We start from the raw sequence: 23911 nt of genomic DNA on the forward strand, positions 1-23911 counted from the left end.
CTCGGGCGGGACCTCAGTCGGCGGGCGGCAGTTCGCCCGAGCCCCTGGTGATCAGCCGGGTGGGAAGCTCGATGCGTTCCGGGGTGATGAGCGTGCCGTCGAGCTGGCGGAACAGGCGCTCGGCGGCCGTGCTGCCGAGGGCGGCGGCGTCCTGCGCGACGACCGTGACGCCGGGCTGGAGCAGGTCGGCCAGCTCGATGTCGTCGAAGCCGACGAGGGCGACCGGACGGCTGTGCGCGGCCAGGACACGGATGACGGTGACGGTCACGCGGTTGTTGCCCGCGAAGACCGCGGTGACGGGGGCGGGCCCTTCGAGCATCGCCTCGGCGGCCCGGCGCACCCGCTCGGGATCGGTGACGCCCAGGGACATCCAGGAGTCCTCGACGGGTATGCCCGCGTCCTCCATGGCGGCCCGGTAGCCGCGCAGCCGCTCCGCCGCGGTGTGGATGCGCGGCATGTCGCCGATGAAGCCGATCCGGCGATGGCCGTGCGCGATGAGGTGGGCGACTCCGTCCCGGGCGCCGCCGAAGCTGTCGGACAGCACCACGTCGGCGTCGATCCTCCCGGCGGGTCGGTCCACGAACACCGTGGCGACGCCCGCCTTGATCTCCGGCTCCAGATAGCGGTGGTCGTCACCCGCCGGGATGATGACCAGCCCGTCCACGCGGCGCGCGCACAGCGCCAGGACCAGTTCCTGCTCCCGGTCCGGGTCCTCCGCGCTGGAGCCGTTGATCAGCAGGGCCCCGTGCGCCCGGGCGACCTCCTCGACGGCGCGGCTCAGCGGCCCGTAGAAGGGGTCCGCGAGGTCCTCCAGGACCAGGCCTATGCTCGCGGTGCGGCCCTTGCGCAGCACCCGCGCGCTGTCGTTGCGCCGGAACCCCAGCGCCTCTATCGCCTCCTGGACCCGGCGCTCGGTGTCCGGGGTGACCCCCGGCTCGCCGTTGACCACGCGCGACACCGTCTTCAGACCCACCCCTGCGCGTGCCGCGACGTCCTTCATGGTCGGACGGTTGCCGTAGCGGGTCCCGGCGTGGCGGTCTGCGGGGCGGCCGGTGCGGCGGGCGGTCTCGGGCACGATGCGCTGTCCTGTCTGTCGTCCACGGAAGATGCGTCGGTCCCGGGCTCTACCGGGATTCCATGGGGTTGTATGAGGATGTGGCGTCGAGCATAGGGCCTGGACAACGTTGTCAGATGCGGGGGAGACTGTCCACCGCACTCTCCGGCCCGCGCCTTCCCCCAGGGGGCTCCCTGTCCGCTCGTGCCCGGCGCCCGGACCCGGCGGCGGCGACCGCACGCCGTACGCCGGGGCCGATACCACTCACGCATTGGGAGATCTGACACTGATGCACACCGACCTCGTGGCTGCGCTCGACATCGGCGGCACCAAGATCGCCGGAGCGCTGGTGGACGGCCACGGCCGGATCCTGCTGCGCGCACAGCGCGCGACGCCCGCGCAGGAGGACGGCGACACCGTGATGAGGGCCGTCGAGGACGTCATACGGGAGCTGACGGGTTCCCCGTTCTGGGAGCGGGCGCGTGCCGTCGGCATCGGCAGCGCGGGGCCGGTGGACGCCTCCGCGGGGACGGTGAGCCCGGTCAACGTACCGGGGTGGCGCGGCTATCCGCTGGTGGAGCGGGTCCGGTCGGCGACGGGCGGCCTGCCCGTCGAGCTGATCGGCGACGGCGTGGCCATCACCGCCGCCGAGCACTGGCAGGGCGCGGCCCGCGGCCATGACAACGCGCTGTGCATGGTGGTGTCGACGGGGGTCGGCGGCGGTCTGGTCCTGGGCGGGCGGCTGCACCCGGGCCCGACGGGGAACGCCGGCCACATCGGGCACATCAGCGTGGACCTGGACGGCGATCCCTGCCCGTGCGGCTCGCGCGGCTGCGTGGAGCGCATCGCCAGCGGGCCGAACATCGCGCGCCGCGCCCTGGAGGACGGCTGGCGGCCGGGGCCCGACGGGGACACCTCGGCCGCCGCGGTGGCGGCCGCCGCCCGTGCGGGCGACCCGGTGGCCGTGGCGTCCTTCGAGCGGGCCGCTCAGGCGCTGGCCGCGGGGATCGCCGCGACCGCGACGCTGGTCGAGATCGACATCGCGGTTATCGGCGGGGGAGTGGCCGGGGCCGGCGACCTCCTGTTCGCCCCCCTGCGCAAAGCCCTGACCGACTACGCCACGCTGAGCTTCGTCCAGCGCCTGACGGTGGCGCCTGCGCTGATGGGCACGGACGCGGGCCTGGTGGGCGCGGCTGCCGCAGCGCTGACGAAGGGCACGGACGCGACGGCTGCCGGGGTGTGAAGCTGAAGAGCTCGGCCGGGGTTGGGAACTGCTGCTGGTTGAGGGCGCTTGGACGCGTTCTGGCGTGCATGAGTGAGCATCTCGGCCACGTTGTGCGCGGGCCTGGGTGGGGAACGGGAGTTCTTGCATCGAATGCGTGACCTTCGCCGGGTGGTGTTCGTTGGGTGTGGTGAGGGGTTCTTGGGCACCGGGCAGGGGGTGGGGGGATGGGTGGGCTGCGCCAGGTGGCGGCTTCGTTCGTGGTGCCCGGCCCGTCCGGGGTGGCCATCCGGTCAGCCTGAAGGGGCTGACCGCACAGGACGGGAAGGTCCTGCGCCTGGTCGGTGTCCTGCTCTCTTCCGTGGCCTCCCGGGGTCTGAAGGCCCGCTGCGCGGCCGGGCTCGACCATGACAGCGAGCGGTGGGCGCAGCGCAAGCGTGCCCTGACCGTGGAGTCCTCGTCCCGGTGGGCGGGCAGCATCACGAAAGTCACGCACGACCAGTGGGCGCTGGCCAGGCGTGGACAGCTCGCCGGCATCCAGAACCTCCAAGCAGGCGTCGACGTGATCACGCACCGGTTGTCGCTGCCCATCGGGGCCCAGGGCTCCAAGGGGGCGCCGGGTGGTTACCGCTCGAAGCAGGAGTGGTTCGCCAAGTCCCGGCGTCTGCCCCTGCTGGAAGACCGGCTGGAGCGGGAGCGGGCCGACCGGGACGCCGGACGTGTGCGGGTGGTGCGAGGCGGCAAGAAACTGCTGGGCACCCGGCACCACCTCGAAGCCGCCCAGTTGCCGGAGAGGGAGTGGCGGCTGCGGTGGCAGGCCGAGCGCTGGTTCCTCCAGGCCGATGGAGAGTCGGGGAAGCGCTACGGGAACGAGACGATCCGCGTCACCCCTAACGGGGAGGTGAGCATCAAACTCCCGGCGCCGCTGGCCGATTTGGCGAACGCCCCGCACGGCCGGTACGTGCTCGCCTGCCGGGCCGGCTTCCGGCATCGGGGCGAGCAGTGGGCCGACCGGATCGCGGCGAACCGTGCCGTGGCCTACCGCATCCACTACGACGTCGGCCGCGACCGCTGGTATCTGACCGCCTCCTGGCAGATGCCGCCCGTGAAGACGGTGCCGCTGGAAGCGGTAGGGGCCGGTGGGCTGATCGGTGTGGACATGAACGCCGACCACCTGGCCGCATGGCGCCTGGACGCCCACGGCAACCCGGTCGGTGAGCCCCGCAGGTTCAACTACGACCTGACCGGCACCGCAGCGCACCGCGACGCACAGGTGCGGCACGCGCTGACCCGGCTCCTGCACTGGGCCAAGCGGTACGGCCTGGCCCTCGCGATCGAGGACCTGGACTTCCAAGCGGACAAGACGCGCGAGAAGCACGGGCGGCGCAAGCGGTTCCGAAAGCTGATCTCCGGCCTGCCCACCGCCAAGCTGCGCGCCAGGCTGGTGTCCATGGCCGCCGAGCTCGGCGTCACCCTCGTGGCCGTCGACCCCGCCTACACCAGCCGCTTCGGCGCCCAGCACTGGCAAAAGCCCCTAACCACGACAACGCCAAGACCACCCGCCACCAGGCTGCAGCCGTGGCGATCGGAAGGCGCGCTCTGGGACACCCGATCCGGCGACGGACGGCACCGCCCCCACACGACCGGAGCGATCGTGCGGGGCATCGGACCGTCCAGGCCGCACCGGCCGTCCTGGGGCGTGAGGGAACCCGCCCCCGCATTCCCGGACCACGGACACGATCCGCCGGCGCCGGAAGCGGAGCGAAAGCGGGCGACCAGGGTGCCCACAACCGTTCGGGGCACACGGCTGAGCACGAATCCTGGCAACAGGACTCACTCCCGCTCAGTCTCTAGGAACAGTCCGTTGCGTGACCCCGGCGTCCTTCGGCAGTTGAACAGGGCATGAAGAAGCGCAGCATGCTCGCCATCGCCTCCCTCGCCACCGGATTCGTCGTGGCCGCCGTCAGCCCCTCCCCTGCCGCCGACCACGACAGGCTCGGAGATCTGAGCGTCAAGGACACTCTCGGCGCCGTCGACCACACCATCGGCCAGGACAGCCTGGCCGTGGACGACGATGCCCTGGGGCAGGACGGCTGAGGGGAGCCGACGTCGCGGCGCCGGTGCCCCCGGACGGTGGGGGCCCGGCGCCGCAGTGTGCGGAGCCCGGCGGCCACGGTGGTGGTGACCTCGGCCACGCCTAGGCGCCCTCATCAGCGCCGGGTTTCCGTGGCAGGGTGGAGCGGGCAAGCCCCAGGGGGCCAACAGAAGAGGGGGAACCGTGACCGTCGTCTGGATCAACGGTGCGTTCGGTGCGGGGAAGACGACCACCGCACGGGAACTGATCGAACTGATCCCGAACAGCACGCTCTTCGACCCCGAGGTCATCGGCGCAGTGCTCACCCAACTGCTGCCGCCGAAACGCCTCGCCGAGGTCGGTGACTTCCAGGACCTGCCGATCTGGCGACGGCTCGTGATCGACACCGCGGCCGCGATGCTCGCCGAACTCGACGGTGTCCTCGTGGTACCGATGACCTTGCTGCGCCAGGAGTACCGCGACGAGATCTTCGGCGGCCTCGCCGCCCGGCGCATCCCCGTACGCCATATCCTCCTCGCTCCGGCCGAAACGATCCTGCGCCAGCGCATAGCCGGCCGGGAGGTCCCGCCCGACCTCCCCGACGGGGAGATGCGCATCCGCCAGTGGTCGTACGACCACATCGAGCCCTATCGCACCGCGCTCGCCGCATGGCTCGCCGCCGACGCGCACCCCGTCGACACCAGTGCCCTCACCCCGTACGAGGCCGCCCTGCGGATCGCCGGGGCCGTGCGGACCGGCCAGGCACCCGCCTGCGAGATAGTGCAGACACCCGAGCCGACCTCCGAGACCGTCGCCTCCGGTGTGCTCCTGTTCGACGAACGGGACCGCGTGTTGCTCGTCGACCCCACCTACAAGGCCGGGTGGGAGTTCCCCGGCGGAGTCGTCGAACCCGGCGAGGCGCCCGCGCGCGCCGGGATGCGCGAGGTCGAGGAGGAGACCGGGATCAGGCTGGAAGAGGTCCCCCGGCTGCTCGTCCTCGACTGGGAGCCCCCCGCGCCGCCCGGCTACGGCGGCCTGCGCCTCCTCTTCGACGGCGGCCGCCTCGACAGCGAGGAAGCCGGCCGACTCCTGCTGCCCGGCCCGGAGTTGCGCGACTGCCGGTTCGTCACGGAAGAGGAAGCGGCCGATCTGCTTCCGCCCGTGCGTTACGAACGGCTCCGCTGGGCACTGCGGGCGCGCGAACGCGGTGCCGCGCTGTACCTCGAAGCAGGAATTCCGCTCGGCTGAGAGCCGATGACCCGCCTGCCCTCGGACGGCGGCGGCAATTCTGAGAATTCTTAATAAGGCCCGGCGATTTCGCTGGGATCGTAGAGTTCCCGCAGAAGTGTGAGGACGCCTGCCCCGTCCGGGTGTGAATTCAACTCCAAGGCGGGGCAGAAGGGTTCGAGGGACATCGCCACCTGCGGCGACGATCGAGCCGTCAGCCAGTGGCCCGCCCCGTGAGCCGGGCGTGTCCGACCTCTCCACGCAGCGTTGCGCCAATCGACGGCCAAGAAACGCTCCCGGCCGGCGAACCGTCGCAGGACCCCCTGACGAATTCTCCGGCGGCCAGCGCCAGCGCCAGCGCCAGCGCATCGGCATCGCCCGCGCACTCGCCCTGCGGCCGAAGCCGGTCGTGGCCGACGAACCGGTGTCGGCACTGGACGTGTCCATCCAGGCCCAGGTCGTCAATCTGCTGCAGGACCTGCAGCGGGAGTTCGGTATCGCCTTCGTCTTCATCACCCACGACCTCGCCGTCGTCCGCCACTTCTCCGAACGGGTCGCGGTGATGTACCTGGGGAAGATCGTCGAGGTCGCCGACCGGGAGACGCACTACACACGGCCTCGGCACCCCTATATACGCACGCACTGCTGTCCGCCGTTCCCGGGGCCGATCCGGACAGCACCGAGCGGCGCGAGCGCATCCGCCTGGCCGACGACGTGCCGTCCCCGATCGACCCGCCCTCGGGATGACGATTCCGCACCCATTGCTGGAAGGCGCAGGACAAGTGCGCGACCGACGGGCCGCCGCTCGTACGCCTCACGGCCAACCCGGAGGGGCATCTGACGGCCTGTCACTTTCCCGAGGTGCCGACGGTCGAGGCACGCGGCGAGGACATCGTCCTCGACCGGGCGCTCGCCGCGCTGCCCTCGCCCAGCTGGAGTCGTTCATCGCGTACAAGGCCCGCCGGGCGGGGGTGCCGGTGGTGTACGTCGATCAGGCGTACACCTCCCGCACCTGCGCCGAGTGCGGCCACATCGACAGGGCGAACCGGGTCTCGCAGGCCTGGTTCGCGTGCCGGTCCTGCGGATTCGTTGAACCCGCGGACCCGAACGGCTCCCGCAGCATCCGCGCACGCGCGTGGGAGTTGTGGCGACGCGGGGCCCAGTCAACGGCCCCCCCCCTCGAACCCACGGGTGAGGCTGGACGCAAACGGCACGTCACCGCCAGTGACGCCCGCTGTGCAAGCCCTGTCGCTTCAGCGACGGGTAGTTGACCTCGCCGCGTAGTTCCGCAGGAACAGCGCCTCCGTGACCGACAGCCGCTCCAACTCCTGCGGGGACACACTCTCGTTGACCGCGTGAATCTGGGCCTCCGGCTCGCTCAGACCTATCAGCAGGATCTCCGCCCCCGGGTAGAGCGACGCGAGGGTGTTGCAGAGCGGGATGGAGCCGCCCTGGCCCGAGTAATTCATCTCCTGACCGGGGTACGCGACCGCCATCGCCTCGGCCATCGCCGCGTACGCCGGGCTGGAGGTGTCCGCGCGGAACGGCTGGCCCTGCCCGATCTGCTCCGTCCGCACCCGGGCGCCCCACGGCGTGTGCGTCTCCAGGTGGGCCTGGAGCAGCTTCGTCGCCTCGGCCGCGTCCACGCTCGGCGGCACCCGGAGGCTGATCAGCGCCCGCGCGCTCGCCTGCACCGACGGGGTCGCACCGACGACCGGTGGGCAGTCGATGCCGAGGACGGTCACGGCCGGGCGCGCCCAGATGCGGTCCGCGACCGACCCGGAACCGATCAGCTCCACCCCGTCGAGGACCTTGGCATCCTTGCGGAACTGCTCCTCGTCGTAACTCAGGCCCTCCCACGGAGACTCTCCGTCGAGGCCCTCCACGGTCGTCGAACCGTCCTGCGCGCGCAGCGAGTCCAGCACACGGATCAGCGCGGCCAGCGCGTCGGGCGCCGCGCCGCCGAACTGACCGGAGTGCAGGTTGCCTTCGAGGGTGTCGATCTGGACGCGGACCAGGGTCATACCGCGCAGGGTGGTGGTAACGGTCGGCAGACCGGCGCGGAAGTTGCCCGCGTCGCCGATGACGATCGTGTCGGCCGCGAGGAGATCGGGATGCTCCTCGGCATACCGCTCCAGGCCGCCCGTGCCCTGCTCCTCCGAACCCTCGGCGATGACCTTGACGTGCACGGGCACGCCGCCGTTCGCCTTGAGCGCGCGCAGCGCCAGCAGATGCATGATGACGCCGCCCTTGCAGTCGGCGGTGCCGCGCCCGTACCAGCGGCCGTCACGCTCGGTCAGCTCGAACGGCGGCGTGGTCCAGCCGGTCTCGTCCAGCGGCGGCTGCACGTCGTAGTGGGCGTAGAGCAGCACGGTCTTCGCGCCCTCGGGGCCCGGCAGGTAGCCGTAGACCGACTGCGTGCCGTCCGGGGTGTCGAGCAGCGCCACGTCCTGGAAGCCCTCGGAGGTGAGCGCGTCGGCGATCCACCGCGCGGCGCCCTCGCTCTCGCTCCTGGGGAACTGGTCGAAGTCCGCCACCGACTTGAAGGCCACCAGCTCGGTGAGCTCCTCCTTCGCCCTGGGCATCAGCGAGGCGATGGTCTCGGCGACCGGATTCGACGACATGGAACTGCTCCTCGTAGGTTGCGACTCAGGTACCGATGAGTACCTCTGCTGTGTATGTGCGCGGGTGTGTACGGGCGGTCCTTCGGGCGTACGCGCATGCCGGCGCAGGGCGCATACGCTGCAGATCCTCCCACAGCGGGCTGTGAGGACGCGGCCGTAGGATGCGGGGGACAGATGCGGCAGGCGGCTTGATCGGGAGCAGTAGACCATCGTGAGCGGCGAGAACTCTTCGGCGGACGGCGTGCAGCGGGTGTGGGACGTCGTCGTGGTGGGCGCGGGACCCGCGGGGGCCTCGGCCGCCTACGCGGCGGCGGTCGCGGGACGCAGCGTGCTGCTGCTGGAGAAGGCCGAGCTGCCCCGCTACAAGACGTGCGGCGGCGGCATCATCGGCCCCTCGCGCGACGCCCTGCCGCCCGGCTTCGAGCTGCCGCTGCGCGACCGGGTGCACGCGGTCACCTTCTCGAACAACGGCCGATTCACCCGCACCCGCCGCTCCAAGCAGATGCTGTTCGGGCTGATCAACCGGCCGGAGTTCGACCAGCAGCTCGTCGAGTGCGCGCAGAAGGCGGGCGCCGAGCTGCGCACCGGGGCGACGGTGTCGCGGGTCGAGCAGCACGGCTCTGCGGTGCCGGACCGGCGCACGGTCGCCGTCGTCCTGCAGGGCGGCGAGACGCTGCTCGCCCGGGCCGTGGTGGGTGCGGACGGCAGCGCCAGCCGGATAGGAGCCCATGTCGGGGTGAAGCTCGACCAGGTGGATCTCGGCCTGGAGGCGGAGATCCCGGTTCCGGAGACCGTCGCCGAGGACTGGAAGGGGCGGGTCCTCATCGACTGGGGGCCGATGCCGGGGAGCTACGGCTGGGTCTTCCCGAAGGGTGACACGCTGACCGTGGGCGTGATCTCGGCGCGTGGTGAAGGCGCCGCGACCAAGCGGTACTTGGAGGACTTCATCGCCCGGCTCGGACTCGCCGGGTTCCGGCCGAGCATTTCTTCCGGGCATCTGACCCGCTGCCGCGCCGACGACTCGCCGCTGTCGCGTGGGCGGGTGCTGGTGTGCGGGGACGCGGCGGGGCTGCTGGAGCCGTGGACCCGGGAGGGGATCTCGTTCGCGCTGCGGTCGGGGCGGCTCGCGGGGGAGTGGGCGGTACGGATCGCGGAGGCGCACGACGCGGTCGACACGCGCCGTCAGGCCCTGAACTACGCCTTCGCGATCAAGGCCGGCCTGGGCGTCGAGATGAGCGTCGGCAAGCGGCTGCTGACCGCGTTCGAACGCCGCCCCGGTCTCTTCCACGCGGCGCTGACCGGTTTCCGGCCCGCCTGGAACGCGTTCAAGGACATCACGCGGGGGGCCACGTCCCTGGGCGAGATCGTCCGCACCCGCCCGATCGCCCAGCGCGCCCTGACCGCGCTGGACCGGCGGCCGGCGGGCGGCGAAGTCAGCTCGTGACCGTGATCCGGAAGACGGGGTGGTCGGGGGCGATACGGCGCAGGTCGGCGTCGGGGGAGTCGGGACCGACCCCGTTGAAGAAGACGCCGACCTCGGCCTTCCAGCGCTTGAGGTAGGCGCGCAGCAGCTGGACCTTGTCGTCGTCGGCGATCTCGGTGGCTGTGAACGCGTCGACGTGCTTGCCGAGCCGGAGCTCGCCGCCGCCGGCGGCGCGCATGTTGTGAGTCCACTGGACATGGCCGCGGGGGGCGAGAAGATACTGCTGCCCGTCCACGGTCAGCAGGTTGACGGGGGTGGTCCGCCACTCGCCGGTCTTGCGGCCGCGGACCGCGAGGACCCGGGAGCCCCAGACACTGATGCCGCGGCGGGTCAGCCAGGCCACGGCGCGGTTGAAGACGTTGACGGTGAACCAGCCGGGCTTCTGGACGTGCGCGGACCGGGCGTCGGACATGGCGGGCCTCCTGGGGCCTGGAAGTGTGAGCGGTGCTCTCGCTCGAGAGCAGTGTGCGCGAGATCGGTGATCCAGCGCAAGAGCAGTGCTCTCTTTTCGGGGCGGCGCTCTCAGGCTGGGGCGCGGCTCCTTTGGCGAGTGGCGCCCCAGTCTGCGTGCGCCTCTCTCCCGTGCGCCCACCGCTCACGTCAGAGCACCGCTCTCGTTTGTGCGCACTGCTCCGGAACCGTGGCAGACTGCCCAGCATGAACATCCCCCAAGGAGCCCGCGCCCGCGCCCGCATGGAGGTAACCGCCGCCATCAAGGACGAGGCGCGCAGACAGCTCGCCGCAGGAGGCGCCGCCGCGCTCTCCCTGCGCGCCGTCGCCCGAGAGCTGGGCATGGTCTCCTCCGCGCTCTACCGCTACTTCCCCAGCCGCGACGACCTGCTCACCGCGCTCATCATCGACGCCTACGACTCCCTCGGTGAGGCCGCCGAGGCCGCCGACGCGCAGGCCGGTGACGCCGCCCCCGCCCAGCGCTGGGTCGCCGTGTGCGAGGCCGTGCGCGCCTGGGCGCTGGCGCATCCGCACGAGTACGCGCTCATCTACGGCTCGCCCGTGCCCGGATACTCCGCACCTCAGGACACCGTCCCGGCCGCCTCCCGCGTCGGGTTCCTGATGATCGGCATCGTGCGCGACGCGTACCGGCAGCGCGGCGTGGCCCGCACCCCGGTGCCCGCCGAGCTCGAGCCCGAAGCCCGGCGCATGGCCGGCGAGCTGGCGCCCGACCTGCCGCCCGAGGCGGTCGCGGCCCTGGTCGCAGCCTGGGCGCAGGTGTACGGGCTGGTGGGGTTCGAGCTGTTCGGGCAGTTCAACAACGTCGTGGAGGACCGCGCGACGTTCTTCCGGCACGCGGCGGCCCAGCTCGCGCACGGCGTGGGCCTGGTGTTCCCGTAGTGGGCCCGGTGGTCCCGTAGGCGTACTCCCCGGGGAGTACCCGTGATCACCTCGCCCGGTCGACGCCGTCCCCCGTCAGGGGCGTCTAGCGTGAACGGCATGGAGCAGCAGCACGCAGACGCCCCGTGGCGGTGGCACGGACCGCCGTGGTGGAGGCACGAGCCCCGCGGCTCCCGCCTGCCCTGGCGCTCCACCCTGCTGTTCACCGTCTTCGTGGTCGTCGGCACGCACTTCTCCGCCCGCAACCAGCACGGCCACCGCGCGTCCCTCGACGTCCTCGCCTACGTGCTGGTCGTCGTCGCCTCGGGAGCGCTGCTGTGGCGGCAGCGGCACTGGTCGTGCTGGCCTACGAGTCGGGGCTGGTACGACCGGGCTGGCTGGGCTGAGCGCCCACGCCGCGACCGAAGCGGCCAGCACGCTGACGACGCGCACGACGAACAGCACGGACGCCACCGCGATGCCCGAGACGACGAGCGTGTGCCGCGTGCCGCCCGACAGCCCGAAGGCGGGCCCCGCCACCGCCCCGAACACCAGGGCCGCCGCGAACACCGCGCCGCACAGGGCGTATCCGATCTCGACGGTGATGGCGTCCCGCTGCGCCTGTGTACGACGCCCGCTCCCGGACGAACGCCCACCGTGGTTGTCCATGTCCCGAGTCAAACAGGCGTACGCCCGGCGGGGCGAGGAACCCCGCCGGGCGTACGTGGGGAGGCGTCCCCCTAGTCGCGGACCCCGACCGGTTCCACGCTCGCCTCCTCCTGGAGGGACTTCGCGACCACCAGGGACCGTTGTGTCCGGCGCGTGCGCAGGCCCGTGAGGGTGATCAGCAGGCCTGCCAGGGCGATACCCGTGACCACGATCAGGCCGGGCCGGTAGCTGTCGAGGACCGCCTGCGCCGAGGGATGCGCGGGGGCATTGGCGGTCACCACCGCGGTGACGACGGCGAGGAAGATTGCGCCGCCCACCTGGACGGAGGTGTTGAGCAGGCCGGACACCATGCCCTGCTCGTGGTCGTCGACGCCGTTCGTGGCCTGGATGTTGAGCGAGGGGAAGACCAGGGCGCAGGCCGCGCCGATGAGCAGCATGCTCGGCAGGATGGCCGCCGCGTACACCGGGTGCAGGTTCACGCCCAGGAACAGGGCGTATCCGACGACCATGAGGGCGAAGCCCACCGCGATCAGCCGCTGGGTGCCGAAGCGGTCCACGATCGCGCCGACCTTCGTCGAGGACACGGCCACCAGCGCGCCCGCCGGCAGGAAGGCGAGCGCCGTGTGGAGCGCGGACCAGCCGAGCAGCGACTGCATGTACAGCGTGACCAGGAACTGGAAGCCGACGTACGAGCCGAAGAAGGCCATCGCCCCGAGCTGGGCGCGGACCTGGTTGCCGGAGCGCAGCACGCCGAGCCGGACCAACGGTCCCGCCGAGTGTCGCTCGACCAGGACGAAGACGGTGAGGAGCGCGGCGACGGCGAGGAAGGACAGCAGCGTGCGGGTGGAGGCGCAGCCGACGTGCGGCGCCTCGACGACGGTGAAGACGAGCAGCAGCATCGACGCGGTGCCGACGACGGCGCCGGGGATGTCGTAGCCGTTGTGGTCCTTCTCGCGTGCGCTGCGGGGCAGCAGCTTCAGGCCGGCGATCAGGGCGAGCAGTGCGATCGGCGCGGGCAGCAGCATGGTGAAGCGCCAACTGGCCTCGGTGAGCAGGCCGGACAGCACCAGGCCCATGGAGAAGCCGGTGGCGGCGCAGGTGGTGTAGATCGACAGGGCGCGGTTGCGCAGCGGGCCCTCGGGGAAGGTCGTGGTGATGATCGACAGGCCCGCCGGTGCGGTGAACGCGGCGCTGAGGCCCTTGATGAACCGGCTGGCGATCAGCAGTGGGCCGGAGTCGACGAGCCCGCCGAGCAGCGAGGCGAGCGCGAAGACGCCCAGAGCCACCAGGAAGACCTGGCGCCGGCCGAGCAGGTCGGCGGTGCGTCCGCCGAGGAGGAGCAGTCCGCCGTAGCCGAGGATGTAGCCGCTGACGATCCACTGGAGCGTCGACGTCGTCAGATGGAGGTCGGTCCCGATGGACGGCAGGGCGACGCCGATCATGGACACGTCCAGTGCGTCGAGGAACATCGCGGCGCAGAGCACCAGCAGGGTGCCCCACAGCCGGGGGGTCCAGCGTCCTTCGAACGCGGGTGTGGTGAGCGGAGAGGTCATATCCAGGAGACTTTCATGCATCTGCATTCAATGCAAGTGCATTTAATTCGGATGCAACAAAGCCGGTTCTCTGCTACGGTGCGGCCATGGCTGCCAAGGACGAGGCGGACACTCCCGACCGCGCGCTCGTGGACCGGTGGCGCGACATCCTGGCGCTGCACGCCCGCACCCAGTGCGAGCTCGACCGCGCCCTGCACCAGCACGGCCTGTGCGCCAGCGACTTCGAAGTGCTGGACGTGCTGTCCGAGGGTCCGGGGGCGGACGGCTCCTGTGCTTACCGCGTCCAGGAGATCTCCGAGCGGGTCCACCTCAGCCAGAGCGCACTGTCACGGTTGGTCGCCCGCCTGGAGAAGGACGGTCTGGTCGAGCGCGCCCTGTGCACCGAGGACCGGCGGGGTGTGCGGGTGACGCTCACCGACAAGGGCCGCGCCCTGCACGGCGAAGTGCGGCCGGTGCAGCGCGCGGTGCTGACCAGGATGCTCAGCCCTACGTGACGGCGGACCTCTCGCGCCACAGCGCGGCGAGGGAGGCGTCCCCGGTCACCTCCGGGAACGGCAGCCGGTTCCACAGCGACAGATACAACCGCGCGGCCGGCCCGGACACTTCGCAGTCGGCGTCGCCGCTCCCGCCCCGCTCGGTCACGGGAGGCTCGCCCGACAACCGTACGGTCCACACCGCGCCGTCGGCGTCCGTGGCCCGTACCCGCAGCACCCGCGGCTCCTCGCTGCGGACCCTGCTCTTGGAGCGGGCGTGGAAGCCGCACAGCAGCTCGTCGATGCCGTCCACCGCGAACTCCCGGTCGATCTCGGCGGACGTACCGCCGCGCGCCGACTCGGCGTCGGTCCGGTGCACGGTCGTCTCGTGCGCCTGCCGCCGGGCCCAGAAGGCCAGCGGCGAGGGCGCGGGCAGGAAGTGCCAGCACCGGACGTCGGGCGCGGCGGAGGAGAGGGTGTCGACGAGGTGGCGGTGCCCCTCCCGGAACCAGGCCGTCAGCTCCGTGCCGTCGAGGTCCGGCAGCCCGCCGTCGGGGTGGTACGAGGTGCGCCCCTCGGCGACGAAGGCCGCTGCCCAGCGGTGCACCATGCCGGTGTGCCGCAGCAGATCCCGCACCTGCCAGCCCGGGCAGGTCGGCACCTTCGCCTCGGTACCCGCCTCCTCGGCCGCCGCGGCCAGCAGCCGGCCCTCCCGGTCCAGGGCTCGCACGAACTCGGCAGTCTCCATGCGGCGAGTGTGCCGGATGAAGCGTGCTCCAGGGCAAGAGCGACCCCGGCATCAAGGGCGACCTGGGCCGCCCCGGCCGGTGTGAAGTCCTCGACGGCCTCTTCCGGTCACAGGCGGCCTGCGGTCGCGTGGCGCGCCCCGTATGCGATCGCGGAGGCGACGGCCGCGAGGACCGCCACGCTGGTGAGCGCGGTGGGCAGCGAGAACCAGTCGGCCATGAACCCGATGGCGGGCGGGCCGAGGAGCATGCCGCCGTAACCGAGTGTCGAGGCCACCGCGACTCCGCCGGAGCCCGCGAGCGCACCGGCACGCTCCACGGCGACCGGAAAGAGGTTGGCGAGGCCCAAGCCGGTGACGGCGAAGCCGATCAGGGCCGCCCACACCGACGGCGCGAGCGAGCCGAGCAGCATGCCGGCCGATGCCGTCGCGCCGCCGGCCACCACCGTACGGACCCGGCCGAGCCGTTCCAGGAGCGTGGTGCCGCTGATCCGGCCCACCGTCATGGCGAGCGCGAAGCAGGAGTAACCGGCCGCCGCCACCCAGGGCTGGGCGTCGAGGTCCTGTTCCAGGTGCAGCGCGCCCCAGTCCGCCAGAGCGCCCTCACCGTAGGCGGTGCACAGCGCGATCAGGCCGAACACGGTGACCAGCCCCCGTGTGCGGGTGCCGGGGCGGTGCGGCGCGGTGTCCTCGGGCCGCGTCCTGTCCGGCGGTTCCGGAGGCCGCTGACGCAGCAGCGTGGGCCCGGCGACCGCGGTCACGAGCAGGCCCGTCACGGTCAGCCCGAGCAGGTGCCGGCTGGGCGACAGCGATCCCGCGACCAGCCCGCCGAGCCCGGCGCCCACCATGCCGCCCAGGCTGAACGCGGCATGGAAGCTGGGCATGACCGGCCGTCGCAGTGCGGCCACCAGGTCGACGGCGGCGCTGTTGAACGCGACGTTGATACCTCCGTACGCCATCCCGAAGACCAGCAGGACGGCGCCGAGCGCCCGTGCGGAGTGGGTGAGCGGGGGCAGGGCCACGCTCAGCGACAGCAGGACCGCGCAGACGACCGTCACCGGATGGCTGCCGAACCGGCGGCAGAGCCGGCCGGCGAGCGTCATCGTGATCACCGCGCCCGCGGACACTCCGAGCAGCGCGAGCCCCAGGGCGCTCGCCGACGCGCCCGTCTGCTCCTTGACGTCGGGGATACGTACGACCCAACCGGCGAAGACGAAGCCGTCGAGGGCGAAGAAGGCGGTGAGGGCGACACGGAGCCGGGTGAGGTCGCTGCCCGGCACGCCTTTGTGCAGGATCGATTTGTTTATGAGCGGCACAAAATGAGGCTAGGAGAGGACTCCCGGGCTGTGCAAGGCGACGGTGGACACCGGCCGAGCCGGGCGTCGCACGCGCCGGAACGGGGAGTCCGGGAGGCGGGCGGCCCTGAGCCGGCCGAACGGAACGTCTCGCGCGCGAACTTTCGTTGCGGTAGGCACTCTTGACAGCGTGCGCACTGTTTCGCGACGTTTGATCCTTGCCGAACGTGTCCCGTCCCGGTCCTCGATCGTGGAACGAGCGCGTACATGGCGTGGGCCGGCAGGGGCCCGAAGCAGTGACAGGACGCGGACAGCGTCACAGGGGGGAGCGGTCGTCCAATGCGATCCACGAGCAGATCCATGAGTAGTCGCCACCGTGCCTTGCCGGGCTGTGCCGTCACCGGCACGTTCCTCGCGGAGCCTGCGGAAGGGCGGTTGATGTGAGGTGGACATCACCATTCACCGGCCGCACGAGCTGAGCGACGCGCTGCGCGGGGCCTGGCACCAGGCCATGGACGCGTCGCCGGAATACGCCAATCCCTTCCTGGCGCCCGAGTTCGCCACCGGGATCGGCCGGTACCGCGGTGGGGCACGGGTGGCGGTGCTGAGCGAGGACGGGGAGCCCGTCGGATTCCTCCCGTACGAGCGCAACGCCCTGGGCGTGGGCCGGGCCATCGGTCTCGGCCTGTCCGACTGCCAGGCCCTCGTGCACCGACCCGGGATCTCCTGGGACGTGCGGGACCTGTTGCAGGCATGCGGGTTGTCCATCTTCGAGTTCGACCATCTCGTCGAGGAGCAGGAACCCTTCGGCCGACACGTCACGGGGACGTTCGCCTCACCGGTGATCGATGTGAAGCCCGGCGACGGCGACTACCCGCACTGGCTGCGCGGCACATATCCGGGGCTGGCCAAGACGGTCCTGAAGAAGGAGCGCCGCGTGGGGCGCGGCGTCGGCGAGGTGCGGTTCGTCTTCGACGAGCGCGATCCGCGGGCGCTGCGCACGCTGATGCAGTGGAAGTCCGCCCAGTACCGCCGCACCGGACGGATGGACCGGTTCTCGCGGCCGTGGATCGTCGACCTGGTGGACCACCTCTCCCGCGTCCGCGAGGAGCACTTCACCGGCGTGCTGTCCGTGCTGTACGCGGGCGACCGGCCGATGGCAGCCCACTTCGGGCCGAGGTCCAGCACGGTGCTCGCGGCCTGGTTCACCGCCTACGACCCCGAACTCCGCTACTACTCACCCGGGTTGATGATGCACATCCGGCTCGCCGAGGCGGCGGCCCGGCACGGTGTGACGCTCGTGGATCTGGGGCGGGGCGACAAGGAGTACAAGGACTGGCTCAAGACCCGGGAGTTGCGGGTGGGCGAGGGGTTCGCCACCCGCCCCCACCCGGTGGCGGCGGCGTACCGGCTGTGGCGCAGGCCGGTGCGAGGCCTGCGCAACACGGTCCTGGCCCACCCCGAGCTGCGGAGACCGGCCGACCGGCTGCTGAAGACGGTCGGCACCCTGCGCACATCGCGCGGGGCCGACTCCTGCAGGGCGGAGACCCGCGTGCGGTGAGCGAGCCCTCCCACCTCTCGGGCTCCCGGCACCGCGTTCCCGCCGTGCCGGGAGCCCGGCGGCCCCCCGGCACCGCGTTCCCGCCGTGCCGGGAGCCCGGCGGCCCCCGATCGAGCCGGCGGCGCGCCGCCGCACGGTCGGCGCAAAGACTGTGATTCGGTCCCGACGTGGTGTTTTACAGTGACTCCCACCAGTTCTGGCGACTCAGGGACCAGTGAGGTAACCGCGAACCATGTCGACCGAAACGTTTGAGTTCCAGGTCGAGGCCCGTCAGCTGCTGCAGCTGATGATCCACTCTGTCTACTCGAACAAGGATGTCTTCCTGCGCGAGCTCGTCTCCAACGCCTCCGACGCGCTGGACAAGCTGCGCCTCGCCGCGCTGCGGGACGACACGCTCCATGCCGATGTGTCCGACCTGCACATCGAGATCGAGATCGACAAGGACGCCCGCACCCTCACCGTGCGGGACAACGGCATCGGCATGTCGTACGAAGAGGTCGGGCAGCTCATCGGCACCATCGCCAACTCCGGCACGGCGACGTTCCTGAAGGAACTCAGGGAGGCCCAGGACGGGGCCGGAGCCGAGGGGCTCATCGGACAGTTCGGAGTCGGCTTCTACTCCGGCTTCATGGTGGCGGACGAGGTGACTCTGGTGACCCGCCGCGCCGGCGAGAGCCAGGGCACCCGCTGGACGTCCCGCGGCGAGGGCACGTACACGCTGGAGAAGGTCGACGATGCGCCGCAGGGCACCGCGGTCACCCTGCACCTCAAGCCGGCGGACCCGGACAACCAGCTCCACGACTACGCCTCCGAGTGGAAGATCAGGGAGATCGTCAAGCGGTACTCCGACTTCATCACCTGGCCGATCCGGCTGGTCTCCCAGGCGGCCACGGCAGAGGGCGACGAGAGCGCGCGCGAACCCGAGACGCTGAACTCGATGAAGGCCCTGTGGGCGCGCTCGCGCGACGAGGTGTCCGACGACGAGTACCACGAGCTGTACAAGCACATCGGCCACGACTGGCGCGATCCGCTGGAGACGATCCGGCTGCAGGCGGAGGGCACCTTCGAGTACCAGGCCCTGCTGTTCCTCCCGTCGCACGCCCCGCACGACCTGTTCACGCAGGGCTTCCAGCGAGGGGTGCAGCTGTATGTGAAGCGCGTCTTCATCATGGACGACTGCGAGGCGCTGCTGCCGCCGTACCTCCGCTTCGTCAAGGGCGTCGTCGACGCGGCGGACCTCTCGCTCAACGTGTCCCGCGAGATCCTGCAGCAGGACCGCCACATCCGGATGATGCAGCGTCGTCTGACGAAGAAGGTCCTGTCCACGGTCAAGGACATGATGACCGGCGCCCCGGACCGGTACGCCACCTTCTGGCGGGAGTTCGGTGCCGTCCTGAAGGAGGGGCTGGTCACCGACCCCGAGAACCGCGACGCCATCCTCGCCGTCTCCTCGTTCGCCACCACGCGCGGCGACGACGAGCCGACCACGCTGAAGAGCTATGTGGAGCGGATGAAGGACGGGCAGGAGGACATCTACTACATCACCGGCGAGTCCCGGCAGAGCATCGAGAACTCCCCGCACATGGAGGCGTTCCGGGAGCGCGGCATCGAGGTGCTGCTGTTCACGGACCCCGTCGACGAGGTGTGGGTCGACGCCGTGGGCGAGTACGAGGGCAAGGCGCTGCGGTCCGTGACCAAGGGTGAGATCGACCTCGGCGCGCGGGGGGACGAGAAGGGCGACGACGAGCGGGAGAAGCAGACCGAGGAATACGCGGGTCTGCTCGGCTGGATGAAGGAGCAGCTGGACGAGGACATCAAGGAGGTGCGTCTGTCGTCGCGCCTCACCGTGTCGGCGGCCTGCATCGTCTCGGACGCGCAGGACCTGACCCCGGCCCTGGAGAACATGTACCGGGCGATGGGCCAGGAGGTGCCGCGCACCAAGCGGATCCTGGAACTCAACCCCGACCACCGGCTCGTGAAGGGCCTGAACCAGGCGTACAAGGAACGCGAGGACCGCACCGTGCTCGCCGAGACCACCGAACTGCTGCACGGCCTGGCGGTGCTCGCGCAGGGCGGCCAGCCCAAGGAACCCGCGCGTTTCGTGAAGCTGGTGGCGGACCGCCTGGAGCGCACGCTGTAGCTCCGTCGGCCGGAGCGGCGGGAGTTCGGGGCGCCGGGTCGTGTGGGTCGCGCGGGTCGCCCCGAATGCTCCGCGTAAGGGCCGCGCGACTGCGTCCTGCGGTCCTCACGCCTCCGGTCCGGCGCTGACCGGGGCTACCAGGAGGCCAGCGACCCGTCCGCATTGCGCCACACCGGGTTGCGCCGGCGGTGCCCGCTCTCGGCGGCGGCACGGACCGCGTCCTCGTCGATGGTGATGCCCAGGCCGGGCGCGGTCAGGCGCTCGATGTAGCCGTCGCGGAACGTGAAGGGAGATGTCACTCGTGGGCGGTGATGCTGCGGCCGCCGTCCACGAGCAGGTTCTGACCGGTGACGAAGGAGCAGGGCGGTGCGGCCCGCGAAGCGGGCGAGAGCGGCGGTCACGGTGTGTCGGGGCGTGCGGTGGAACCGCGCAGCACCAGGTGCGGATCGGTGGGTACGACCACGTCTCCCGGCGGCGTGCCCTGGATGGTGGCCACGAGGGCGTCGACGGCGGCGGTTCCCAGCTCGTACAGGGGCATGGCCACGGTGGTCAGCGGCGGGTGGAGGTGCCCGGCGACGGGCAGGTCGTCGTTGCCGACCACCGAGATGTCCTCGGGTATCCGAAGCCCCAGGCTCCGGATCGCGCCCATCGCGCCGATGGCCTGGGCCAGCGAGCTGGTGTAGAGCGCGGTGACCGGGGGGTGCGTGCGGCCGTCGGCGGGCCGGAGCAGTTCCAGTGCCGCGGACACGCCGCCGTCCTCGGTGAAGTCGCCGGCAGCGACCGCGGTGGCGACTGAGAGCTCCTCGGCGTGTCGCAGGAACGCCTGCTTGCGGGTGTCGCTGGGGGTGATGCCGGGCGGACCGGCGATGTGGCCGACCGCGCGGTGGCCGAGGCCGTAGAGGTGGTCCAGGGCGGTGACGCTGGAGCGGGCCACGTCCATGGTGACGTTCCGGCCGGACCCGTCGACCGACCGGTTGAGGAAGACGTGCGGGACCGGACTGCGGCGGAGAGCGTCGAGCAGGGGGTGACCGGGGCGGGCCGAGGCGATCAGCAGTCCGTCCACGCGGCCCTCCTGGACCAGGTCGTTGAAGGACTCGTCCGCCTCCTGCCCGTCGAAGTCCTCGGCCAGCAGGGAGAGATAGCCGAGGTCACGGGCCCGCTGGTAGGCGCCGCGGGCGATGGTGACGTACGTCGGGTTGGTGAGGGCGGGGACCAGCAGCGCGAGGGCGTGGGTACTCGCACCCGCCAGCGCCCGCGCCCCGGAGTGGGGACGGTAGCCGAGCGCTTCCGCGGCCTCGTGGACGCGCCTCCGGGTCTCCGGCCGAACGGACAGGTCCTGGCGGCCGTTGAGCACCTTGGACACGGTGGCCTTGGAGACCCCGGCCGCCTGTGCGACGTCCACCAGCCTGGCCCGGACGGGCTGTTGCGCCAACGGGGCACCCCTCTCGCTGGATTGGGAGGTCTTGACACGTTCCGGCGACGGAACTTAACGTCCGCGGGAGTCAGGGTCAACCGGTTTCCTCAGACGGAAATAGACGATATATCTGGCGAAGCCCAACAAGAGTTCTGCCGTGTGGCCCGGCACGTCGGCCGACCGGGCGTGACACCGAACCTTCTGCCAAAGGAACTTCGCATGACCGACATGCAAGGAACCGGCAAGTCGCCCCGGGCGGTGGGCTGATGGAGCGTCCTTCCATCACCCCGCAGCTCGTCCGGACCCGGGTCATGGCCATCCTCCGGTCGGCCGACGCCTCCGCACTGCCCGCCGTGGCCCGGGCGCTCGCGGACGGCGGCATCACCTGCCTCGAGGTCACCCTCACCACCGTCGGTGCCCTCGACGCCCTGGCCCATATCCGGGACGACCTCGGACCCGCGGTGGCGGTCGGCGCCGGTACCGTGATGACCACCGGCCAGGCCCGTGACGCGCTGGCGGCCGGAGCCGAGTTCCTCGTCTCCCCGGTCGTGGACGCCGCTCTGATCCGCAGCACCGCGAAGAGAGGCATCCCGTGCTACCCGGGTGCCTGGACGCCGACCGAGGTGGCCGCCGCGTGGCAGGCGGGCGCCGCCGCGATCAAGCTCTTCCCGGCCTGCACCGGCGGCCCCGCCCATCTGCGACAGCTGCGCGCGCCGCTGCCGCAGATCCCGCTGATGGCCGTCGGCGGCGTGGACATCGCCCAGGCGCGCGACTACATCGACGCGGGAGCCTGCGCCGTGGGCATCGGCTCGCCGCTGCTGCGCGGAGCGGACCGGGACCCGAGTGCGACGGCCCTGGGAGCGCTTACCGAGAGGGCGCGCACCCTGCTCGCCACGGTCGGGGCGACCGCTGCGGCCGAGGAGGTCGGCCGATGAACAGCCCCCCGCGCACGCCGTACCTGGTGACGGTCGGGGAGACCCTCGCGGCCCTGTCCGCGTCGCAGCCCGGCCCGCTCTCCCTGGGCGCCGATCTGCGCCTCGGGCTCGCCGGAGCGGAGTCGAACGTCGCCGTGGGGGTCAGCCGGCTCGGCGGCCGCGCCGTCTGGATCGGCCGCGTCAGCCAGGACGCGCTCGGCGACCTCATCCTGCGCGAGCTGCGCGCGGAGGGGGTCACCGCCCTCGCCGTACGCGACCCCGCCCCCACGTCGCTCATGCTGAAGGAACGGCGCACCGCCGGTCACCACCGTACGCGCTACTACCGCACCCGCACGGCCGGTGCCGGACTGTCCCCGCAGGACATCCCCGAAGACGTCGTCGCCGGCGCGGCCGTCCTGCACCTCACCGGGATCACACCCGCGCTGGGCGACGGCCCCGCGAAGGCCGTCACCCGGGCCGTGGACATCGCCGTCGACGCGGGAGTGACCATCTCACTCGACATCAACTTCCGTTCCCTGCTGTGGAGCGAGGAGGAGGCCAGGAGCGCCCTGCTGCCGCTGCTGCGCCGCTGCGACCTGGTCTTCGCGGGGCCGCACGAGGCCCGGCTCGCGGTCCCCGGCACCGACGACCCGGAGGAACTCGCCCGGGGCATCCGCGACCTCGGCCCGTCCGGCGCCGTGATCAAAATGGGTGCCGAGGGAGCGTTCGCCCTCCTCGACGGACAGCCGCACCGGCAGCCCGCGATACCCGTGCGCGTGCACGACTCCGTGGGCGCGGGGGACGCCTTCGCCGCCGGATACCTCGCCGAACTGATCGAGGGCGAACCACCCGAGCGGCGGCTGAGGACGGCTGCCCTCCTCGGCGCCTTCGCGGTCAGCACCGCGGGCGACTGGGAGGGCCTGCCCCACCGCTCCGAACTGGCCCTGCTCGACCACCACGACGACAACGTCCGCTGAACAGCCCCGTCACCGCCCCCCTTCAAGGAAAGCCCCGGGAAGCCCCATGCCCACACCTGCCTCGTCCGGCCCCCTCCTCGTCCTCACCGGCTCCTACACACCCGACACCGGGGGCGACGGCGCCGGACTCGCCGCCGTGCGCTTCGATCCGGCGAGCGGCCGTCTGGCCCCCGAGAGCGGACTGCCACCGCTGCCCGTCAGCGGCGCCTCCTTCCTGGCGGCGCACCCGACCCTGGACGTCGTCTACAGCACGAACGAGACCGACCCCGGAACCGTCACCGCGGTCACCCGGCACCCCGACGGCGCTCCCACGCCCCTCGGCACCCCGGTCCCCAGCGGCGGGACGAACCCGTGCCACCTGACCGTCCACCCCGACGGCCGCTGGCTGCTGACCGCCAACTACGGCAGCGACACCGCACCCGGCACCGTGGCCGTGCACCGGCTCGACGAGGACGGGCGGGTCAGCGAGTCGACCGACGTCGTCGAGCACGAGGGTTCGGGCCCGGTCACCGGACGGCAGGAGGGCAGCCACGCCCACCAGGTCGTCGTCGACCCGGCGGGCCGCTTCGTCCTGGCCACCGACCTGGGCGCGGACGCGGTGTTCGCCTACGAGCTGGACACCCGCGCCGGAACGCTCACACAGACCGCGGTGAGCCGGCTGCGCGCCGGCTCCGGCCCCCGCCACCTCGCGTTCGCCCCCGGCGGCGAGCTGGTGTTCAGCGCCGACGAGCTCTCCTCCACCGTCACCTGCCACCGCTACGACGCCGGGACGGGCATCCTGACGGCGGCCTCCCCCGTGCCCGCCACCACGGCCCAGGACGTCGACAACTATCCCGGCGGGATCGTCGCCTCTCCGTGCGGGCGCTTTGTGTGGGTGACCAACCGCGGAGCGGACACGGTGGCCGCGTTCCGGATCACCGGTCCCGGCCTGACGCCGATCGGCGAGGTCCCCAGCGGTGGCACCTGGCCCCGCGGCCTGACCCTGGCGGCCGGTCACCTCCTCGTCGCCAACCAGCACAGCGGCACCCTCGCCGCGCTGCGGGTCCGGGACGACGGCACCCTCGAACAGCCCGCCCCGGCGGCGTCCCTGCCGTCGGTGGTCTGCACGCTTCCCCTCTGAAAAACCCGCAAGGTTCCGTGCCTACACTCCACTTGAA

18 protein-coding genes and 5 pseudogenes are annotated in these 23911 nt (G+C 71.8%); 14 read left to right on the forward strand and 9 right to left on the reverse strand.

Translation table 11 applies throughout. The features are described from left to right. Positions 1–13 precede the first annotated feature (13 nt). Positions 14–1075, reverse strand: coding sequence for a LacI family DNA-binding transcriptional regulator (locus AB0N14_RS18500; RefSeq protein ID WP_366026731.1), 1062 nt, complete (start codon positions 1073–1075; stop codon positions 14–16). A gap of 268 nt (positions 1076–1343) precedes the next feature. On the opposite strand from AB0N14_RS18500, the gene AB0N14_RS18505 reads away from it, so the two are divergent. From AB0N14_RS18505 to AB0N14_RS18530, 6 genes and pseudogenes are all read left to right on the forward strand, one after another. Then, the gene (locus tag AB0N14_RS18505; RefSeq protein ID WP_366026816.1) at positions 1344–2297 is read left to right on the forward strand and encodes an ROK family protein; all 954 of its coding nucleotides are present in this window, start codon (positions 1344–1346) and stop codon (positions 2295–2297) included. Positions 2298–2503: 206 nt separating this feature from the next. Then, positions 2504–4130: pseudogene (locus AB0N14_RS18510) on the forward strand (IS200/IS605 family accessory protein TnpB-related protein). A 48-nt stretch (positions 4131–4178) separates the two neighbouring features. Further along, positions 4179–4373, forward strand: a complete 195-nt coding sequence (locus AB0N14_RS18515) for a hypothetical protein (RefSeq protein WP_366026732.1) — start codon at positions 4179–4181, stop codon at positions 4371–4373. 181 nt (positions 4374–4554) lie between these two features. Continuing rightward, the gene (locus tag AB0N14_RS18520) at positions 4555–5598 is read left to right on the forward strand and encodes an NUDIX domain-containing protein (protein WP_366026734.1); all 1044 of its coding nucleotides are present in this window, start codon (positions 4555–4557) and stop codon (positions 5596–5598) included. Positions 5599–5899: 301 nt separating this feature from the next. After that, positions 5900–6498, forward strand: a pseudogene (locus AB0N14_RS18525) (ABC transporter ATP-binding protein); the annotation flags it as partial. A 5-nt stretch (positions 6499–6503) separates the two neighbouring features. Then, positions 6504–6848, forward strand: a pseudogene (locus tag AB0N14_RS18530) (transposase); the annotation flags it as partial. Here AB0N14_RS18530 and AB0N14_RS18535 read toward each other — a convergent pair. Beyond that, complete coding sequence (locus tag AB0N14_RS18535) at positions 6831–8201, reverse strand: dipeptidase (RefSeq protein WP_366026735.1); 1371 nt, start codon at positions 8199–8201, stop codon at positions 6831–6833. The pseudogene AB0N14_RS18530 and the gene AB0N14_RS18535 overlap by 18 nt on opposite strands. A 211-nt stretch (positions 8202–8412) precedes the next feature. On the opposite strand from AB0N14_RS18535, the gene AB0N14_RS18540 reads away from it, so the two are divergent. Then, a complete protein-coding gene (locus AB0N14_RS18540) occupies positions 8413–9645 on the forward strand; it encodes a geranylgeranyl reductase family protein (protein ID WP_366026736.1) in 1233 nt (410 codons plus the stop codon). Here the strand turns inward: AB0N14_RS18540 and AB0N14_RS18545 are convergent. Further along, positions 9635–10096 carry a nitroreductase family deazaflavin-dependent oxidoreductase gene (locus AB0N14_RS18545; protein ID WP_366026737.1) on the reverse strand — a complete coding sequence of 154 codons (462 nt, stop codon included), beginning with the start codon at positions 10094–10096 and terminating at the stop codon, positions 9635–9637. The two genes, AB0N14_RS18540 and AB0N14_RS18545, sit on opposite strands and share 11 nt — an antisense overlap. A gap of 245 nt (positions 10097–10341) precedes the next feature. Here AB0N14_RS18545 and AB0N14_RS18550 point away from each other — a divergent pair, with 245 nt between their 5' ends. Further along, positions 10342–11034: a TetR/AcrR family transcriptional regulator gene (locus AB0N14_RS18550; protein ID WP_366026738.1), complete on the forward strand. Its 693-nt coding sequence runs from the start codon at positions 10342–10344 to the stop codon at positions 11032–11034. Positions 11035–11380: 346 nt separating this feature from the next. Here the strand turns inward: AB0N14_RS18550 and AB0N14_RS18555 are convergent. Both AB0N14_RS18555 and AB0N14_RS18560 read right to left on the reverse strand, forming a co-directional pair. Beyond that, positions 11381–11682: pseudogene (locus tag AB0N14_RS18555) on the reverse strand (DUF6332 family protein). Between the two features lie 71 nt (positions 11683–11753). Further along, positions 11754–13235, reverse strand: coding sequence for an MFS transporter (locus AB0N14_RS18560; protein ID WP_366026740.1), 1482 nt, complete (start codon positions 13233–13235; stop codon positions 11754–11756). Between the two features lie 86 nt (positions 13236–13321). Here AB0N14_RS18560 and AB0N14_RS18565 point away from each other — a divergent pair, with 86 nt between their 5' ends. Next, positions 13322–13729 carry a MarR family transcriptional regulator gene (locus AB0N14_RS18565; RefSeq protein WP_366026741.1) on the forward strand — a complete coding sequence of 136 codons (408 nt, stop codon included), beginning with the start codon at positions 13322–13324 and terminating at the stop codon, positions 13727–13729. On the opposite strand, the gene AB0N14_RS18570 is transcribed toward AB0N14_RS18565, so the two are convergent. Next, complete coding sequence (locus AB0N14_RS18570; RefSeq protein ID WP_366026742.1) at positions 13722–14456, reverse strand: maleylpyruvate isomerase family mycothiol-dependent enzyme; 735 nt, start codon at positions 14454–14456, stop codon at positions 13722–13724. The two genes, AB0N14_RS18565 and AB0N14_RS18570, sit on opposite strands and share 8 nt — an antisense overlap. Positions 14457–14563: 107 nt before the next feature. After that, positions 14564–15733 carry an MFS transporter gene (locus tag AB0N14_RS18575; protein ID WP_366026817.1) on the reverse strand — a complete coding sequence of 390 codons (1170 nt, stop codon included), beginning with the start codon at positions 15731–15733 and terminating at the stop codon, positions 14564–14566. Positions 15734–16193: 460 nt separating this feature from the next. Here AB0N14_RS18575 and AB0N14_RS18580 point away from each other — a divergent pair, with 460 nt between their 5' ends. Both AB0N14_RS18580 and htpG read left to right on the forward strand, forming a co-directional pair. Next, on the forward strand, positions 16194–17309 hold the full coding sequence (locus AB0N14_RS18580) for a GNAT family N-acetyltransferase (protein ID WP_366026744.1): 1116 nt from the start codon (positions 16194–16196) through the stop codon (positions 17307–17309). 232 nt (positions 17310–17541) lie between these two features. Then, positions 17542–19449, forward strand: coding sequence for a molecular chaperone HtpG (htpG, locus tag AB0N14_RS18585; RefSeq protein WP_366026745.1), 1908 nt, complete (start codon positions 17542–17544; stop codon positions 19447–19449). 134 nt (positions 19450–19583) lie between these two features. Here htpG and AB0N14_RS18590 read toward each other — a convergent pair. Both AB0N14_RS18590 and AB0N14_RS18595 read right to left on the reverse strand, forming a co-directional pair. Then, a pseudogene (locus tag AB0N14_RS18590) lies at positions 19584–19739 on the reverse strand (D-galactonate dehydratase); the annotation flags it as partial. Positions 19740–19846: 107 nt separating this feature from the next. Next, entirely contained in the window at positions 19847–20881 is a 1035-nt protein-coding gene (locus AB0N14_RS18595; protein ID WP_366026746.1) for a LacI family DNA-binding transcriptional regulator, read from the reverse strand. A gap of 248 nt (positions 20882–21129) precedes the next feature. Here AB0N14_RS18595 and AB0N14_RS18600 point away from each other — a divergent pair, with 248 nt between their 5' ends. From AB0N14_RS18600 to AB0N14_RS18610, 3 genes are read left to right on the forward strand one after another with little or no spacing between them, the layout of a single operon-like run. After that, on the forward strand, positions 21130–21798 hold the full coding sequence (locus AB0N14_RS18600; RefSeq protein ID WP_366026747.1) for a bifunctional 4-hydroxy-2-oxoglutarate aldolase/2-dehydro-3-deoxy-phosphogluconate aldolase: 669 nt from the start codon (positions 21130–21132) through the stop codon (positions 21796–21798). After that, complete coding sequence (locus AB0N14_RS18605; RefSeq protein WP_366026748.1) at positions 21795–22754, forward strand: sugar kinase; 960 nt, start codon at positions 21795–21797, stop codon at positions 22752–22754. The genes AB0N14_RS18600 and AB0N14_RS18605 overlap by 4 nt, the downstream gene beginning before the upstream one ends. 46 nt (positions 22755–22800) lie before the next feature. After that, positions 22801–23874 (forward strand): lactonase family protein, encoded by a 1074-nt coding sequence (locus AB0N14_RS18610; RefSeq protein ID WP_366026749.1) that lies wholly within the window; start codon positions 22801–22803, stop codon positions 23872–23874. The last annotated feature ends 37 nt before the right edge of the window (positions 23875–23911 follow it).

Origin of the sequence: Streptomyces sp. NPDC051104 (genome assembly GCF_040682835.1) — a bacterium.
Taxonomy (GTDB): Bacteria; Actinomycetota; Actinomycetes; order Streptomycetales; family Streptomycetaceae; genus Streptomyces; species Streptomyces cynarae.

Bases quoted from the DNA above. Each gene is read 5' to 3' on its own strand.
- AB0N14_RS18550 (WP_366026738.1), top strand. From the start codon at position 10,342: ATGAACATCCCCCAAGGAGCCCGCGCCCGCGCCCGCATGGAGGTAACC.
- AB0N14_RS18505 (WP_366026816.1), top strand. From the start codon at position 1,344: ATGCACACCGACCTCGTGGCTGCGCTCGACATCGGCGGCACCAAGATC.
- AB0N14_RS18565 (WP_366026741.1), top strand. From the start codon at position 13,322: ATGGCTGCCAAGGACGAGGCGGACACTCCCGACCGCGCGCTCGTGGAC.
- AB0N14_RS18600 (WP_366026747.1), top strand. From the start codon at position 21,130: ATGGAGCGTCCTTCCATCACCCCGCAGCTCGTCCGGACCCGGGTCATG.
- AB0N14_RS18545 (WP_366026737.1), bottom strand. From the start codon at position 10,096: ATGTCCGACGCCCGGTCCGCGCACGTCCAGAAGCCCGGCTGGTTCACC.
- AB0N14_RS18610 (WP_366026749.1), top strand. From the start codon at position 22,801: ATGCCCACACCTGCCTCGTCCGGCCCCCTCCTCGTCCTCACCGGCTCC.
- htpG (WP_366026745.1), top strand. From the start codon at position 17,542: ATGTCGACCGAAACGTTTGAGTTCCAGGTCGAGGCCCGTCAGCTGCTG.
- AB0N14_RS18560 (WP_366026740.1), bottom strand. From the start codon at position 13,235: ATGACCTCTCCGCTCACCACACCCGCGTTCGAAGGACGCTGGACCCCC.
- AB0N14_RS18570 (WP_366026742.1), bottom strand. From the start codon at position 14,456: ATGGAGACTGCCGAGTTCGTGCGAGCCCTGGACCGGGAGGGCCGGCTG.
- AB0N14_RS18605 (WP_366026748.1), top strand. From the start codon at position 21,795: ATGAACAGCCCCCCGCGCACGCCGTACCTGGTGACGGTCGGGGAGACC.
- AB0N14_RS18515 (WP_366026732.1), top strand. From the start codon at position 4,179: ATGAAGAAGCGCAGCATGCTCGCCATCGCCTCCCTCGCCACCGGATTC.
- AB0N14_RS18535 (WP_366026735.1), bottom strand. From the start codon at position 8,201: ATGTCGTCGAATCCGGTCGCCGAGACCATCGCCTCGCTGATGCCCAGG.